Genomic DNA, 14,828 nt, shown 5'->3' with positions numbered 1-14,828 from the left:
TAGACCACTTGTCAGGTCAATCCCCTGCTTGGACGCGTGAGAGCGGTCCAGACCCCGATCGGACTGGTACTGACCACCCGGAATGAATCGGGCTGGTTACTTACCAGTGGTATGCCATACTGGCCGCCGACCGAGCGGAGGGGCATGGCCGAAGCGATCCTCAAGCGCGAGCAGGTCCGCGACTACCTGCTGGAACTCATCGAGACCCACCCGGCGGGCGCCCCGATCCCCGCCGAACGCGTGCTGTGCCAGCAACTCTCGGTGTCGCGGCCCACCGTCCGCTCGGCCGTGGAGGAACTGGTGAACACCGGCCTCCTCGTCCGCCAGCACGGCCGCGGCACGTTCGTCGCGCGCGCCAAGATCACGCAGGAGATGGTCTCCGACACCGGATCCATGTCCCTGCCGCAGGCCTCGGGCACGTGGTCGTCGCGCGTGCTCGAACACGCCCGCATCCCGGCCGGCGCACGGGTGGGCCGGCGCCTGCACCTCTCCCCCGCCGCCGACATCCACTACATCGCCCGGCTGCGCCTGGTCGACGGCGAGCCGATGGCGTTGGAGTACCTGCACGTCCCGGCTCACGTCGCGCCGTCACTCACGTTGCACGACATGGAGTCCGGCGACTTCTACGAACGGCTGCGCGAGCACGGCGTGCACGTTTCCGAGGCCGTGCAGTCGATAGAGCCCACCGTGGTCAACGAGTCCGAGGCCGCGCTGCTCGGAGTTCCCGAGCTGGCACCGGCTCTGCTGTTCGAGCGGTTGACCACCGACGCGGAGGGACGACAGGTCGAGTACGTGCACTCGATCTACCGCGGTGACCGGTACAAGATCGTGTCGCGGCTTACGCTCGGGGCGTCGCCGCGCAACACCGTGGACGTGCGGGCGAAGATCGGCGGCGACCCGTTCTGATCACATGAAACGGGCGCTCTGACTGTCGATGAAGCTCTGGGCGCGTTCGAGGGTGTGCGAGGCGTAGGTGCCACCGGCACGGGCGTCCAGCAGGGCGTTCTGCTGCGCGTCCGTCATCATCCGCTGGAGCTCGAAGCGCTGGTGCATCGACATGTCCGGGCTCTGTTCGAGGAACTTCTTCTCGATGCCCTCGCTCATCGCGACCGTCCGTTCCAGCGTCTGCTCCAGCAGGTGCTCGTCGAACGGCTCACCGTTCTCGCGGCACAACGTCTCGCTCTCCAGCAACGACCTGCTCGCCGTCACGAGCTCGCTCGCGAGCCTCGCGTACTCGCGGCGCTCGTGGTCGTCGTCGTTGCCGCGGATGCCCAGCCACCTGATCACCAGCGGCAACGAGCCGCCCTGCACGACCAGCGTGAGGATCGCGACGGTGAACGCGATCAGGATCAGCTCGTTGCGGAACGGCAGGTCCTCCGGGAGCGTCTGGGCGGCCGCGACCGTCACCACGCCGCGCATTCCCGACCACGCGAGCACCGCACCACCGCGCCAGCTCAGGCCCTCGGTCGCGTAGAACGCCACGTCGGCCTGCTTGCGTTGCAGCATGCGGACTCCGCGGTCGTAGCGCTTCTCCTCACCCGGCCTCGGACCGCGCGCGGTCACCCTGTCCACGAACGCTTCCAGCTTGCTCGTGAACGCGTCCGCGCGGCGTTGCTGGCGGCGCAGCAGGGCGATCACCGGGATCGTGAACGCGACGCGCAGCACGACCAGCGCCACCGTGGCCAGCACGCCGATCACGAGCGTCCGCGCCAGACCGTCGTCCGCCACGGCGCCGACGACCGAGGTGAGCTCGAAGCCCACCAGCAGGAACACGCCGTTCTCCAGGATCAGCTGGATCGTGCGCCAGTTGGTGCGCTCGGAGATGCGGTCGTGCGCGGTGAACTTGCGCGCGCTCTGGTGCCCGGTGATCAACCCGGCCACGACGACCGCGATCACGCCGGACGCGTGCAGTTCCTCGGCGGGGATGAACGCGAGGAACGGCACCACGTACGAGATCGCGGTCGTGAGGACCGGCTGGCCCTGGATCCGCGACCGCGTCCACACCGACACGATGCCGACCGCGGCGCCGATCACCACGCCCACGGACACGGCGTACGCGAAGTCGCCGAGCGCGCTGCCGAACGACACGCTGGCCGTGATCGCGACGATCGCCGTGCGCAGCAGGACGAGCGCCGTCGCGTCGTTGACCAGCCCCTCACCCTCCAGGATCGTGACGAGCCTGGGTGGCAGGCCGAGCTTCTTGCCGATCGAGGTGGCCGCGACTGCGTCCGGCGGGCTGATCACCGCGCCGAGCGCCAGGGCGGCGGCGAACCCGATCTCCGGCAGCAGCCACCAGATCAGCAGGCCGGTGCCGAACGCGGACACGAGCACGAGCAGCACCGACAGCGATCCGATGGTCGCGAAGTTCCGCCGGAAGTCGACCACCGGCACGTTCACCGCGGCCGAGTAGAGGATCGGGGGCAGCACGATCACGAGGATCCACTCGGGCTCCACGACCAGATGTGGCGCTCCCGGCAGCTGACTGCAGCCCATGCCGACCAGCACGAGCAGCACGGGTGCCGCCACGCCCAGTTTCGGCGCGAAGTACGAGACAGCCACGATGATCAGCACGGCCGCGACCGCGAGCAAGGCCCATTCCTGCATGACGAGCAGTTTGTCTGATCAGGACGGACCTCGCCCGCGAAGGCGCGCCGGTCAGGACGCGGGCAGCACGTGGCGGCCGTCACGGTCGGTGCTCAGGCACAGCGAGCAGATCTCGCCGCCCTGCGCGCTCGCCATCACGTCCGGCCGCTCGTAGGACTCCCCGCACACGACGCAGTCGTACCGCGTCCCGCTCGGGTTGCCGTCCTCGTCGAGCAGCGGTTCCGCGATGCCGTCGTCCGTGCGCCGCAGGTAGAAACGCCCACGCGTGACGATCGCGAGCAACGGCGTGAGCACGATCGGGATCCCGACCGCGACCAGCGGCGAGTACGGCTGGATCGCGGCGCCGAAGAGTCCGAAGTAGACCGAGATGGACAGGATCGACGACGCGAGGAACGAGCCGACGCCCACCGGGTTGACCGCGAACAGCATGCCCCGGCGGAACTCGGGCTGCTTCGGCGACAGCTTCAGCAGGTACTTGTTGATCGCGATGTCCGCCGCGACCGTGACGACCCACGCCATCGCGCAGTTCGAGTAGAAGCTCAGCAGGTTGTTGAGGAAGCTGAACATGTTCGCTTCCATCAGCACGAGCGCGATGGCGAGGTTGACCAGCACGAACACCAGCCGCCCCGGATAGTGCTTCGTGACGCGGGTGAACGAGTTCGTCCACGCCAGCGACCCCGAGTAGGCGTTCGTGACGTTGATCTTCACCTGGCTCAGCACCACCAGCACGAGGGCGAGCGGCACCACCAGCCAGGTGGGCATGAACTGCCGGAACACCCCGGTGAACTGCTCGATCGGCTCCACCGCCGCGATCTTGCCGACGGCGTCGAGCACGTAGATCGCCATGAACGCGCCGATCGCCTGCTTGATCGCGCCGAACACGACCCAGCCCGGCCCGGCCATGACCATCGAGGTCCACCACGCGCGGCGGTTCTCCGCCGTGCGCGGTGGCATGAACCGCAGGTAGTCGATCTGCTCGCCGATCTGCGCCATCAACGACAGGCACACACCCGCGCCGAGCATGACCGCCGCGAGGTTCACGCCGGTGTCGCCGTACGCGAGCCAGCGGCCCACCGACGACGGCTCCGCGATCACCAGGAACAGCAGCGGCGCCACCATCAGCAGCAGCCACAACGGGTTCGTCCAGCTCTGCAACTTCGCCAGCACCTTCATCCCGTAGATCACCAGCGGGATGATCACCAGTGTCGACGCCAGGTACCCCAGCCACAGCGGCATTCCCAGCGCGTACCGCAGCCCCTGGGCCATGATCGAGCCTTCGAGCGCGAAGAAGATGAACGTGAAGCTCGCGAAGATCACGCTGGTGATCACCGAGCCGTAGTAGCCGAAGCCCGATCCACGCGTGATCAGGTCGAGGTCGATGTTGTAGCGGGCGGCGTAGTAGGCCAGTGGGAAGCCGGTCACGAAGATGACGATCGCGGCGAACCCGATGGCCAGCAGCGCGTTCCCGGTGCCGTGGGTGAGGGCGATGCCCGCACCGATCGAGAAGTCCGCCATGTAGGCGATGCCACCCAGCGCGGAGGCTCCGACCACCGCGGGTGTCCAGCGCCGGTAGGTCCGCGGCGCGAACCGCAGCGTGTAGTCCTCGAGCGTCTCCTTGGACGCCGCAGGAGCCGGCGCACGCTCCACAACCTCTTCAACGGTCATGGAGTTCGACGCTACGAAACGCGCGTTTCCTGCGATCACACCGTTTGTGTCATGACGATGACGCTATGTTCACCGACTATGGATGATCTCGTGACGTTCATGAAGCAGCGCAGGCTCGACGACGAGGCCGCCGCCGAGACGTGGGCCGCGCGGTCCGCGGCGATCTCGGAGTGGGCGCACAAGGTGGTGGTCCTGCTGACGAACCACCAGGTCCCCGCCGAGCACACGCTGCACGACACGGTCGGCGGCCAGAAGGTGCGGATCGCGTCCGGCTGGCTCGTCCTGGCCACCAGGACGCCGCGCGCGGCCCACCCCGGGGTGTTCAAGGAGGCCGGGATCTTCCTGACCCCGGCCGCCGAGCTGTGGCAGTACGACAACGAATGGCCCACGGCCGTGCGCCTCACCGCGGCCATTCCCGCTTTCCGGACTCCCGAAGGTGCGGCGCTGCGGGCGCGCTGCGAGTGGATCCTCGACAACGTGATCGAGGCGTTCGCCGACACGTTGGAACGCCACGGGATCGACGTGTTCGAGCTGGAAGGCCTCTAGCGGGTCGGCGACGTTCCGGTCCGCGCCTTTAGATCTTCCAGATCCGGACGGTCTTGTCGTCACCACCCGCGGCGAGCCGCTTGCCGTCGGGCGAGAACGCCACCGTCTGGATCTGGCCGCCCGCACCGATCACGGTGGCGCGGATCTTCTTGGTCTTCACGTCCCACAGCTGGACGAAGTTGCCCTGTCCCCAGGTCGCGACCGTCTTGCCGTCCGGGTGGAACAGCGCGCTCGACAGCGTCAGGCCGTCGTCGGCGCGCGGGAACACCGCCGAGCTCTGGCCGGACGCCACGTCCCAGAGCTGCATGCTGTTCTTGCCGTCGCCGTCGACGACCGCCAGGGTCTTGCCGTCGGGCGAGAACGAGCCGCCGTCGCCGGTCGAGTCGGTGATGGTCTTGACCGTCTTGCCGGAGGCCGGGTCGACGATCCTGATCTCCTGGTACTTGTTGCCCGCGTAGGCCAGCAGCTTGCCGTCCGGGCTGAACGACAGCTCGCTGCTGCCCCTCGCCTCGGTCAGGCCGATCTTGACCTTGCGCGTCGCCACGTCCCAGACCAGCAGGCGGCCGGTGTGGGTGATGCCGACGAGGGTCTTGCCGTCGGGATGGAAGCGCAGGGTCTTCATGATCGAACGGCTGTCGTCCAGACCGCCGATCATCGAGCGGTCGGCGATGTTCCACAGGTACGTGGTGAAGTCGCCGGTGCGGTTGCCGCCCGCCGCGAGGATCTTGCCGTCCGGGCTGATCGCGACCGCGCACGCCGAGGCGCCGCCGGGACCGTCCGGGTTCTGGACGGTGCCGATGAGCTTCTCGGTCGTGGTGTCCCAGATGCGGACGAGAGCGCCGCCGTCGCCCAGGCCGTCCTCGGCGCTCGCGAGGATCTTGCCGTCCGGGCTCCACGCGACCGACGAGACCGACTCCTTGTGGTCGACCAGCTGGACGTGCTCGGTGAACTCCTCCGGACTGCCGGGCTCGGCCACCGACGAGGTCGTGGACTGCTCCGAGCCGCCCTCCTTGTTCGAGGCGGCCTTGTTGTCGCCGGTGGAGGGCAGCTGGGCGCCGTCACCGCCGGTCTTGTTCTTCGAGGTGAGCCACCACGCGGTGCCGCCACCGATCGCCACGACCGCGCCGACGCCGGCGAACAGCGCCGTGCGCCTGCTGACACCGGGCTTGGCGACCACCGGCAGCACGACGGGCGCGCCGGCGAGCATCGCGAGGGCCTGGTCGACCGTGGCGCGTTCGGCGGGGTTCTTGCGCAGCAACGCGCCCAGCAGCGACGAGAGGTGCCCGGCGCGCTGCGGGGGCGGCGGCTCCTGGGTGAGCAGCATCGACAGGGTCGTCATGAAGTCCTGGCCCTGGTACGGCGGTCTGCCCTCGACCGCGGCGTACAGGGTGGCGCCGAGCGACCACAGGTCCGTCGCGGGCGTGATCGGAGCGCCGGTGCCCTGCTCGGGCGCCATGTACGCGGGCGTGCCGACGATCGAGCCGTCCGTGGTCAGCGGGACGTCGCCGGTGAGCCTGGCGATGCCGAAGTCGGTGATCACGACCCGGTCGCCGGACAGCAACACGTTGGCGGGCTTGAGATCGCGGTGCACGATGCCGGCCTGGTGCGCCACCCGCAGCGCGCTCAGCATCGACGTGGCGACGTACGCGACCTGGTCCGGGGGCAGCGCGCCCTGGGCCTTGACGGCGTCGGACAGCGAACCGCCGCGCACGAACTCCATCACGATCATCGGGGTGCCGTTGTACTCGACGACGTCGTGCACGGTGACGATGCCGGGGTGGTTGAGCTGACCGGCGAGCTGCGCCTCGCGCATGGCGCGCTGGCACAGCAACGCCCGCTGCTGCGCGTCGAGCCCGGCGGGCAGCAGCAGTTCCTTGATGGCCACCTCACGGCCGATGACCTCGTCACGGCCGAGCCAGACCCGGCCCATGCCGCCGGTGCCGATCACCTGAACGAGCCGGTAGCGCTGCGCCACCAGACTTCCCGTCGCATCTGTCACGGCGGGCAGCATAGATGGGAGCGCACTCTCATCCACGCGCCTTCGGCAAGTTCGTTGACGAATTGGATCGCCTGGTATCAAAGCAACATCGTGTGCAATCAATCGGTCGACAATGGACCTGTCCGGAGTGGACTCGCGACCTCGATCCCGACGGTACCGAACATCCGCAGTTCCCGACTCCGGGTCTGCTCGACGGTGAACCCGGCCGCGGCGATGCCGTGCGCGCCGTGCCCGTGGTGCGCGCCGCCGTGCCCGTGGTGCGTCATGTCGGCGAGCACGAGCAGGCCTCCCGGCTTCAGCAACCGGCGTACCTCGGCGAGCATCTCCGCCTGCGACGCGCTGTCCAGGTGGTGCAGCATCAGGCTGGAGAAGACGCGGTCGAACGACGCGTCGGGGAACGCCAGCTCCTGCGCGAAGCCCCGGTCCAGCTTCGCCTCAAGCCCTGCCCGCCGGAGCTTGCGCTCGGCCCGCGCCAGCATCTTCAGATCGGGGTCGATCCCGACGAGCTCGACGTCCCGATGCCGTTTCCCGATGGCGCGCAACAGGTTCCCGGTGCCGCACCCGACGTCGAGCACGCGGTGCCCCGCCTGCGGCCGTGCCAGCTCGACCATCTCCCGGTGCACGGTGTGCAGCCCGGACACCCGGTGCAGCACGTCGTAGAGCGGCATCAGGTAGTGCTTGCCCATGCCGGGCAGGTAGTCGCGCTCTTGGGACGATATTTCGGTCATGAACTCATTCTGACCGGTGTCACACCAGGATTTCTGTGTCGATCCTCGGTTTGAATGGGATGATTTGACGGTGCAAACCCAGCGAACGCCCGTGAAGGGCGCCGAGCCCGCGCAGTACGCCTGGCGGCCCGCTCCCGGAGAGCTGTCCGTGGCGGCCGTGCGGCTCGGGCACGGCCTGGACTTCGACGGTTCGCACGAGGCGCACTCCCACGACTTCCCCGGCATCGCGTACTTCGAGACGGCGGGCGGCGTGGTCCGCCACGGCCGGCAGGCGAGGGAGGTCGAGGAGGGCGACCTGTTCGTCATCGCGCCCGGCGACGTGATGGGCAGGGCCCGCAGCGACGACCTCCTCGGCGCACGGGGCTGGGGCGTCTTCTTCACCGCCGACGCGCTCGGCAGCGACACGCCGGGCACGCACCTGGCGTGGCGCACGCACCCGCTGCTGTTCCCGTTCGTCCACGGCGGCGCCACCGGAGCGTTGCGGCTCAAGGTGCCCCAGGAACAGCGCTCCGAGTGGACCGCCCGCGTCGAGGCGCTGCACGACGAGCTCCGGCACCGCCGCGACGGCTACCGCGAAGCCGTGTCCGCGCACCTCACGCTGCTGCTCGTCGGGGTGTCGAGGCTCGCCGCGGACGTCGTCGGCGACCTGCGCGAGAACGCCGAGCCGCTGCTGGCCGAGGTGTTCGACGTGATCGAGCGGCGCTACTCCGAACCGCTCTCGCTGCGCGAGGTCGCCGCCGCGGTCAGCATCTCCCCCGGCCACCTGACCTCGACGGTGCGCAGGCGGACCGGCCGCACCGTGCAGGAGTGGATCACCGAGCGCCGGATGGTCCAGGCACGCCGCCTGCTCGCCGTCACGGACCTGCCGGTCGGCGACATCGGGCGCCAGGTGGGCATCACGGACGCCGGCTACTTCGCGCGGACGTTCGGCAAGCTGCACGGGATGAGCCCCACGCGTTGGCGGAAGTTCAACCACCTGAACACTCGCTGAACTCCTGCGAACGGCCTGACCCCCACCAGGCTTTTCGTCGCTTTCGTCCCTCCTGGCCGTGGCACTGTCGTGACCATGACCGGCGGCACGCCCACCTTGAGCGACAACAGAAAAGACCTCGGCGCGAGGTTCCACGACCTGATGGAAGTCGTGGTGAGGCGGCTGCCGTTCGGTCTGTCCCGCGTCATCGCGCCGAGCTTCCTCGGGTTCGCCCTGATCAACGGGTTCACGTTCGGCATCGACCTGTTGCTGCTCACGCTGTTCCGCGGCGGCCTCGGCCTGCCGGTGCCGCTCGCGTTCACGATCGCCTACGTCCTCGCGTTCGGCCTGAGCTTCGTCCTCAACCGGGCCCTGAACTTCCGCTCGCACGCGCCGGTCGGCCCGCAGGCGGGGCTCTACGCCGTCGCGATCACGATCAACTACCTGGCGTTCATCCTCGGCGTCGGCAGCGCGCTGACCGAGTTCGGCCTGCAGTACCACCTGTCCCGGATCGTCGCGGGCGCGTGCGAGGCCGCGTTCATGTACAGCGTCATGCGCTGGGTCATCTTCCGCGACACCAAGAGCTGACCTACTGCAGGTAGCCCTCGACCTCGCCGACCGAGCGGGCCGGGACGTCCTCCGCGTCCTCGCCCTGCGACCGCGCCGAACGGCGGCGCCGCAACAGGTCCCAGCACTGGTCGAGGGCCTCCTCGAGTGACCGAAGGCGCGCGTGCTCCTCGTCCGTGGAGATCTCGCCGGCCGCGAGCTGCTGACGGAGCCGGTGCTCCTCGTCGACCAGGTCGTTGATGCGGCCCAGCACGTTCTCGTCGCTCATCCGCCCGACTCTACGACGAACCGCCTACGGCAGCGCGGCCAGCGACAGGCTGTTGCCGTCCGGGTCGAGCACCTCGACGTGCCGGACGCCGTTGGAGTACGTCTCGACGGTCCCGTGGCCCACCCCGTGCGCCGCGAGCCGCTCCAGCGCCCCGTCGAACTCTCCCATCTCCACGCCGAACGTGAGCATCGAGCCGCCGACGTGCGACGCCCGCACGTCACGGGCGTCGAGGACGACGTACGCGTTCTCCCCCACCTGCCAGAGGTGTTCCTCGCCGATGACCTCGTCCGCCCCGCGGCCGAAGAACACCCCGTACCACTCCCGCGACCTCGCCAGATCGCTCACGCACATCACGCTGTGCAGGTCCACACCGTCCACCTTCCGATCGCTCGACGAGGCAGACCGGGGACACCGTCGGTACTCATCGGCACGAAGGGTGATTCGTCCGATTGGTCGCATGAAATGGTTCAACCACTTGTTTACGCTTGTGAACAGGGCCGCCGACCCGTCACGCGATCACCTCCCCCTGCGGAAGTGATCGCCACCTCCGCCTGCCAGGAGGCGTTTTGAAGACACGCACTCGGCTTGCCCTGGCGAGCCTCACCTCCACCGCCGCGGTGGTCGTCGCGTTCATCGTCCCCACGACGCCCGCGATCGCCCACGGCACGATGTCCGATCCGGCCAGCCGGGTGTACACGTGCAAGAACGAGGGTCCGGAGACCCCGAAGTCCGACGCGTGCAAGGCGGCCGTGGCCGCCGGTGGCACGCAGGCCTACTACGACTGGAACGAGGTCTCGCTGCTCGAGGCCGGCGGCCGTCACCGCGAGCTCATTCCGGACGGCAAGCTGTGCAGCGCCGGCCGTGACAAGTACCGCGGGCTCGACCTGCAACGCGCCGACTGGCCCGCCAAGCGCGTGTCGGCCGGTTCGCTGACGGTGACCTACCACGCGTCGGCACCGCACTCGAACAGCAACTTCGAGTTCTACATCACCAGGGACGGCTGGAACCCGACGCAGCCGCTGCGCTGGTCGGACCTCGTGCACCTCCAGACGTTCAACAACCAGAACCCGTCCACGTTCACGAACTGGACGCTGAACCTGCCCGGCCGTTCGGGCCGCCACATCATCTACTCGATCTGGCAGCGCGTGGTCGGCAGCAACGAGGCGTTCTACACGTGCTCGGACGTCGACTTCGGCGGCGGCAGCACGCCGCCCCCGACCACGACGACCACCACGCCCCCTCCGACCACGACCACCACGACGACTCCCCCGCCGGCCGGCGGGACGTGGGCGGCGGGCACGACGTACTCGGTCGGCAACCGCGTCACCTACGGCGGCGTGAACTACGAGTGCCAGCTCGCGCACACCGCCCTCGCCGGCTGGGAACCGCCGAACACGCCCGCCCTGTGGCGACGCCTCTGATGCGGTTCTTCTTGCTGGTGCTCGCCTTCATGGTGTCCGGCTGCGCCACCACGCAGCCGGACGCCGTGTTGCGCGGCGATCCGCTGGACGTGATGTTCCTGCAGATGATGCTTCCCCATCACCAGCAGGGAGTGGAACTGGTCGCCCTCGCGAAGGACCGTGCGCAGAACGAGGACCTGCGCATGCTGGCGGCCGCGATCGAGCAGACCCAGGCGACCGAGGCCGAGACGATGAGGAACTGGCTGACGTCGTGGGGCGAACCGCTGACCGCACCACCGGACTCCCACACGGGCCACGGCGGCATGCGCGAGTCCGACCCCGCGGAGGTCGAACGCCTGTCCGCGCTGCGCGGCACGGAGTTCGACCAGCGCCTGCTCAACGTGATGATCGCCCACCAGGACGACGCCGTGCAGATGGCGCGCTGGGAGACCGGCAGCGGCGCGAACCAGGAGGTGAAGGACCTCGCCGACCGGATCGACAAGTCCCGCACCGCGCAGATCGGGATGATGAAGACGTTCCTCGGGAAGGCCTGACGGGTACTCGGTGGCTCCGGCCACCGAGGAGGCAGAAGTGCAACCGATTCCGTTCGTCCCGTGGGTGTGGCGCGACCCGTCGTGGGCCGAGAAGCCCGACCAGGACCTCGGCGACCGCCCCGACACCGGCCTGATCGGGTACGAGGTCGAGGCCACCGACGGCGGCATCGGCAAGATCGACGACGACAACGCCAAGGTGCCGCACGACTGCCTGATGGTCGACACCGGGCCGTGGATCTTCGGCCGCAAGGTCGTGCTCCCGGTCGGCACGGTGCGGTCGGTGGACCACGCGGAGCGCAAGGTCCACGTCGACCGCACCAAGGAGCAGATCAAGAACGCTCCCGAGTACGACGCGGACGACCATGACGGCTACCGCACGCGGACCGACGCGTACTACTCGGACAGTTATCGGTTGATGCCACCGATGCTCTAGCCCTGCGGAAGGCGACTCTTGCAGGTCGAACCGGTCCAGCGTCAGCGAGTGGGCGTCCTCTCCCCCTGACCGGCCGCCCACGACGCCAACAGGGCCAGACCGTCCGCGCTCGCCGAGCCGGCCGGCGCGGTGTAGACGTTCAGGAGCAGGCCGGGTTCGGCGGACATCTCCATCGACTCGACGTCCATGTCGAGCCGGCCCACCACCGGGTGGTGCACGCTCTTGCGTCCCGACCGGTGGAGCCGGACGTCCTGGGACGCCCACCGCTGCCGGAACAGCTCGCTGCGCGTCGACAACTCACCGACCAGGGCGATCAGCTCCTCGTCGTGCGGGTTGCGGCCCGCTTCCATGCGCAGCTTGGCTGCCACGTCGCGGGTGATCCGGTCGTAGTCGACGAAGAACGTTCTCGCCGCTTCGGGTTCCAGGTACACGAACCGCGCGGTGTTCGCCGGCCGTCGCGGGTCAGCCAGCACCGGTGAGTAGAGCGCGCGGGCGAGCCGGTTCGCGGCCAGGACGTCGTACCGGCCGTTGCAGATCCAAGCCGGTGCGTCGGTGATGGCGTCGAGCACTCGCAGAAGCGCCGGCCGCACCTTCACGGCGGGTCGCTTGCGGCGTGCACCACCCGGCGCCCTGGACTGCCTCGCCAGGTGGAACAGGTGAGCGCGCTCGGCCTCGTCGAGCCGGAGGGCGGACGCCAGCGCGTCGAGCACCCCGTCGGAGGCACCGGCGAGGCTGCCGCGCTCCATGCGGACGTAGTAGTCGACCGACACCCCGGCCAGCAGAGCCACCTCTTCGCGTCGCAGACCTTTGACCCGGCGGTGGGCGCCGTAGGCGGGCAGTCCTGCCTGCTCGGGCGTGAGCCGTGCGCGACGCGAGCTCAGGAACTCCTTGATCTCGGTGCGCGGATCGATCGTGGTCACGACTTCACCGTAGGTCCTGTCCGGGTACGGAGGGAGGTTCTGTCGGTGCCCGTGTCTAGGTGCCCGTCGCGGTCGTCGCGATGCCGCCGTCGACCGGGATGATGGTGCCCGTGAGGTAGGACGCCGCCCGGCTGGCGAGGAACACGGCGATACCCGCCATGTCGTCGTCGCGGCCGAGCCGACGCAGAGGGGCCTTCGCCGCGATCGTGTCGCCGACGGCCTCCAGCGTGGCCGCCATCATCTGCGACGGGAACGGTCCCGGCGCCACCGCGTTCACCGTGACGTGCTGAGGGCCCAGCTCCCTGGCGAGCACCCTGGTGAGTTGGTGAAGTCCCGCTTTGCTGCTGGCGTACGAGTAGTTGGGCGAGTCGGCGACGTGGACGGCGGCGATGCTGCCGATGTTGACGACCCGCGCGGGGTCGTCGGCGGTGCCCGCCCTGCACAGTGCCGGGAGCAGCGCCTGCACCAGCCAGAACGGCGACTTGAGGTTGAGGTCGACCACCGAGTCCCATGCCTCGGGCGGGAACGTCGCGAGCGGCTCGCGCCACATCGCTCCCGCGTTGTTGACGAGGACGTCCAGGCGTTCCGAGTCGGCCGTGACGAGATTCGCGAGGCGCTGACATTCGTCGTACTTCGACAGGTCGGCGGGGAACGCTCGCACGTCGCCGAACTCGGACAGTTGGCGCTGCGCCTCCGTGCACGCGTCCGCCCTGCGTGAGCTGATGATGACGCGGGCACCCGCCTGCAGGAGGCCACGCGCGATCATCATTCCGATTCCGCCGGTGCCGCCGGTGACGAGTGCGCGCTTCCCGCTCAGGTCGAAGAGGTCTGCGTGAGAGGTGAACTGGTTGGCCGCCATTGATGTTCTTCCCTTTGTTGCGAAAGCCGACGCGACCAGGTTGCCGAGCGGCCTCGAAGTCCGGGAGATCCTGGCGGTACAGGTACTGCGAGAGCCTCCTTCGCCGGGAAACCGCCTTGGCCGGCCTACCTGCAGGGTCTCGTTACGATGGCCTCGGCCGGGTCTCATCGATCAACTCAACGCGTTGCGCCGGCGACGGTGCGCAGCAGAGGTCAGGGGTGTTCGTCGTGGCGAAACCGCCCGCCAGTCCAGTCGCACCACGGTCTGGCCCGGTCACGATCGCCGACGTCGCCGTGGCCGCCGGGGTGTCGAAGCAGACGGTCTCGAACGTGATGAACTACCCGGAGAAGGTGCGCCCGGAGACGCGGGAACGAGTCCAGCGCGTCGTCACCGACCTCGGGTTCCAGCCGAACCGGGTGGCGCGGGCGCTGCGGTCGAGTTCGGCCGGCATGATCGCGTGCCGCATCGAGCCCGTCTCCTCCCACTCGCTCGCCCACCTGCACGACCGGTTCCTGCACGCGCTCGCCGAGGCGGGCCAGGCGGCCGGTCGGCACCTGATGCTGTTCGCGGTGGACGACGCGGAGAGCGAGGCCGCCACCTGCGTGCGACTGGTGCGCAGCGGGTCGGTCGAGGGTGTCGTGCTCTACAACCTGTCACCCGAAGACCCGCGGCCGGTCGTGCTGCAGAGCGCCGGAGTGCCGTTCGTGTGCTTCGGCAGGTTCTCCGACTCCGCTGACGCGACCGGCTGGGTGGACGTCGACAACGCGGCGGGCATAGCCGCGGTCGTCGAGCACCTGGCGGCGTGCGGCCACCGCAGGATCGGGTTCCTCGGCTTTCCGGACGGCCACCGCGTCGGCGACGACCGGGCAAATGGCTGGGTGACGGCGATGGACCGCCACGGCCTGCTGGCCGGCAGCCAACGCCTCGACGTGCGCGGCGAGGACACCTGGGTCAGCGGTGCCGGGATGGCCCGCTCCCTCCTGGACCGGGCCGACGCGCCGACCGCCCTCGTCGCCGCCTCCGACACCCTGGCGGCGGGCGCTCTGCAGGCCTTCCGCGATCTCGGGCTGGTTCCGGGACAGGACGTGGCCCTGGTGGGCTACGACGACACACCGTCGGCGGAGGTCCTCGACCTGTCCAGCGTCCGCCAGCCGATCCCCGAGATCGGACGGCGGATCGTCGAGGCCTTGCTCGGGCCTGACGGGTCGACACTGCCCGTGGCCGCACTGCTGGCGCCGGAACTGGTCGTGCGCGGGTCGTCCCGGCCTCGGGCCTGATCTTCCGTCGTTGACAGCCAGAAAGACCCTGTGGTTGG

16 protein-coding genes are annotated in these 14,828 nt (G+C 69.2%); 8 read left to right on the top strand and 8 right to left on the bottom strand.

Annotated elements, in window-relative coordinates; translation table 11 throughout:
* The first annotated feature begins 144 nt into the window (after positions 1-144).
* Positions 145-906 (top strand): GntR family transcriptional regulator, encoded by a 762-nt coding sequence (locus tag ACFWN2_RS11490; protein ID WP_382426762.1) that lies wholly within the window; start codon positions 145-147, stop codon positions 904-906.
* On the opposite strand, the gene ACFWN2_RS11485 is transcribed toward ACFWN2_RS11490, so the two are convergent.
* The gene (locus tag ACFWN2_RS11485; RefSeq protein WP_382426761.1) at positions 907-2,604 is read right to left on the bottom strand and encodes a cation:proton antiporter; all 1,698 of its coding nucleotides are present in this window, start codon (positions 2,602-2,604) and stop codon (positions 907-909) included.
* 51 nt (positions 2,605-2,655) lie between these two features.
* On the bottom strand, positions 2,656-4,269 hold the full coding sequence (locus ACFWN2_RS11480) for a purine-cytosine permease family protein (RefSeq protein ID WP_382426759.1): 1,614 nt from the start codon (positions 4,267-4,269) through the stop codon (positions 2,656-2,658).
* A 78-nt stretch (positions 4,270-4,347) separates the two neighbouring features.
* Here ACFWN2_RS11480 and ACFWN2_RS11475 point away from each other — a divergent pair, with 78 nt between their 5' ends.
* Positions 4,348-4,815, top strand: coding sequence for a hypothetical protein (locus ACFWN2_RS11475; protein ID WP_382426757.1), 468 nt, complete (start codon positions 4,348-4,350; stop codon positions 4,813-4,815).
* A gap of 28 nt (positions 4,816-4,843) precedes the next feature.
* Here the strand turns inward: ACFWN2_RS11475 and ACFWN2_RS11470 are convergent, their stop codons facing one another.
* Together ACFWN2_RS11470 and ACFWN2_RS11465 are read right to left on the bottom strand one after the other, a co-directional pair.
* Positions 4,844-6,814, bottom strand: coding sequence for a WD40 repeat domain-containing serine/threonine protein kinase (locus ACFWN2_RS11470; protein ID WP_382426755.1), 1,971 nt, complete (start codon positions 6,812-6,814; stop codon positions 4,844-4,846).
* A 98-nt stretch (positions 6,815-6,912) separates the two neighbouring features.
* A complete protein-coding gene (locus tag ACFWN2_RS11465; RefSeq protein ID WP_382426754.1) occupies positions 6,913-7,542 on the bottom strand; it encodes a class I SAM-dependent methyltransferase in 630 nt (209 codons plus the stop codon).
* Positions 7,543-7,612: 70 nt separating this feature from the next.
* Here ACFWN2_RS11465 and ACFWN2_RS11460 point away from each other — a divergent pair, with 70 nt between their 5' ends.
* Both ACFWN2_RS11460 and ACFWN2_RS11455 read left to right on the top strand, forming a co-directional pair.
* Positions 7,613-8,533 (top strand): AraC family transcriptional regulator, encoded by a 921-nt coding sequence (locus ACFWN2_RS11460; RefSeq protein ID WP_382426752.1) that lies wholly within the window; start codon positions 7,613-7,615, stop codon positions 8,531-8,533.
* Positions 8,534-8,608: 75 nt separating this feature from the next.
* On the top strand, positions 8,609-9,100 hold the full coding sequence (locus ACFWN2_RS11455) for a GtrA family protein (RefSeq protein ID WP_382426751.1): 492 nt from the start codon (positions 8,609-8,611) through the stop codon (positions 9,098-9,100).
* Position 9,101: 1 nt separating this feature from the next.
* Here the strand turns inward: ACFWN2_RS11455 and ACFWN2_RS11450 are convergent, their stop codons facing one another.
* The gene (locus ACFWN2_RS11450) at positions 9,102-9,347 is read right to left on the bottom strand and encodes a DUF2630 family protein (RefSeq protein WP_382426750.1); all 246 of its coding nucleotides are present in this window, start codon (positions 9,345-9,347) and stop codon (positions 9,102-9,104) included.
* 24 nt (positions 9,348-9,371) lie between these two features.
* Positions 9,372-9,716, bottom strand: a complete 345-nt coding sequence (locus tag ACFWN2_RS11445) for a VOC family protein (protein WP_382426748.1) — start codon at positions 9,714-9,716, stop codon at positions 9,372-9,374.
* Between the two features lie 197 nt (positions 9,717-9,913).
* Between ACFWN2_RS11445 and ACFWN2_RS11440 the strand changes: the two genes are divergently transcribed.
* Genes ACFWN2_RS11440 through ACFWN2_RS11430 form a run of 3 tightly spaced genes read left to right on the top strand, consistent with a single transcriptional unit; the run spans position 9,914 to position 11,734 of the window.
* Entirely contained in the window at positions 9,914-10,768 is an 855-nt protein-coding gene (locus ACFWN2_RS11440; RefSeq protein WP_382426746.1) for a lytic polysaccharide monooxygenase, read from the top strand.
* Positions 10,768-11,301, top strand: coding sequence for a DUF305 domain-containing protein (locus tag ACFWN2_RS11435; RefSeq protein ID WP_382426744.1), 534 nt, complete (start codon positions 10,768-10,770; stop codon positions 11,299-11,301). Before ACFWN2_RS11440 ends, ACFWN2_RS11435 begins: the two co-directional genes overlap by 1 nt.
* 37 nt (positions 11,302-11,338) lie before the next feature.
* Positions 11,339-11,734, top strand: a complete 396-nt coding sequence (locus ACFWN2_RS11430; RefSeq protein WP_382426742.1) for a PRC-barrel domain containing protein — start codon at positions 11,339-11,341, stop codon at positions 11,732-11,734.
* 41 nt (positions 11,735-11,775) lie between these two features.
* Here the strand turns inward: ACFWN2_RS11430 and ACFWN2_RS11425 are convergent, their stop codons facing one another.
* Both ACFWN2_RS11425 and ACFWN2_RS11420 read right to left on the bottom strand, forming a co-directional pair.
* Positions 11,776-12,654 carry a helix-turn-helix transcriptional regulator gene (locus ACFWN2_RS11425; RefSeq protein ID WP_382426740.1) on the bottom strand — a complete coding sequence of 293 codons (879 nt, stop codon included), beginning with the start codon at positions 12,652-12,654 and terminating at the stop codon, positions 11,776-11,778.
* 55 nt (positions 12,655-12,709) lie between these two features.
* The gene (locus ACFWN2_RS11420) at positions 12,710-13,513 is read right to left on the bottom strand and encodes an SDR family oxidoreductase (RefSeq protein ID WP_382426739.1); all 804 of its coding nucleotides are present in this window, start codon (positions 13,511-13,513) and stop codon (positions 12,710-12,712) included.
* 227 nt (positions 13,514-13,740) lie between these two features.
* On the opposite strand from ACFWN2_RS11420, the gene ACFWN2_RS11415 reads away from it, so the two are divergent.
* Entirely contained in the window at positions 13,741-14,790 is a 1,050-nt protein-coding gene (locus tag ACFWN2_RS11415) for a LacI family DNA-binding transcriptional regulator (protein WP_382426738.1), read from the top strand.
* Positions 14,791-14,828 lie beyond the last annotated feature (38 nt).

The sequence above is a fragment of the Lentzea sp. NPDC058436 genome (genome assembly GCF_042721515.1).
In the GTDB taxonomy this organism is placed as follows: domain Bacteria; phylum Actinomycetota; class Actinomycetes; order Mycobacteriales; family Pseudonocardiaceae; genus Lentzea.
The sequence above is the reverse complement of the archived record's forward strand: the minus strand, read 5'-3'. Positions and strand labels throughout refer to the sequence as shown.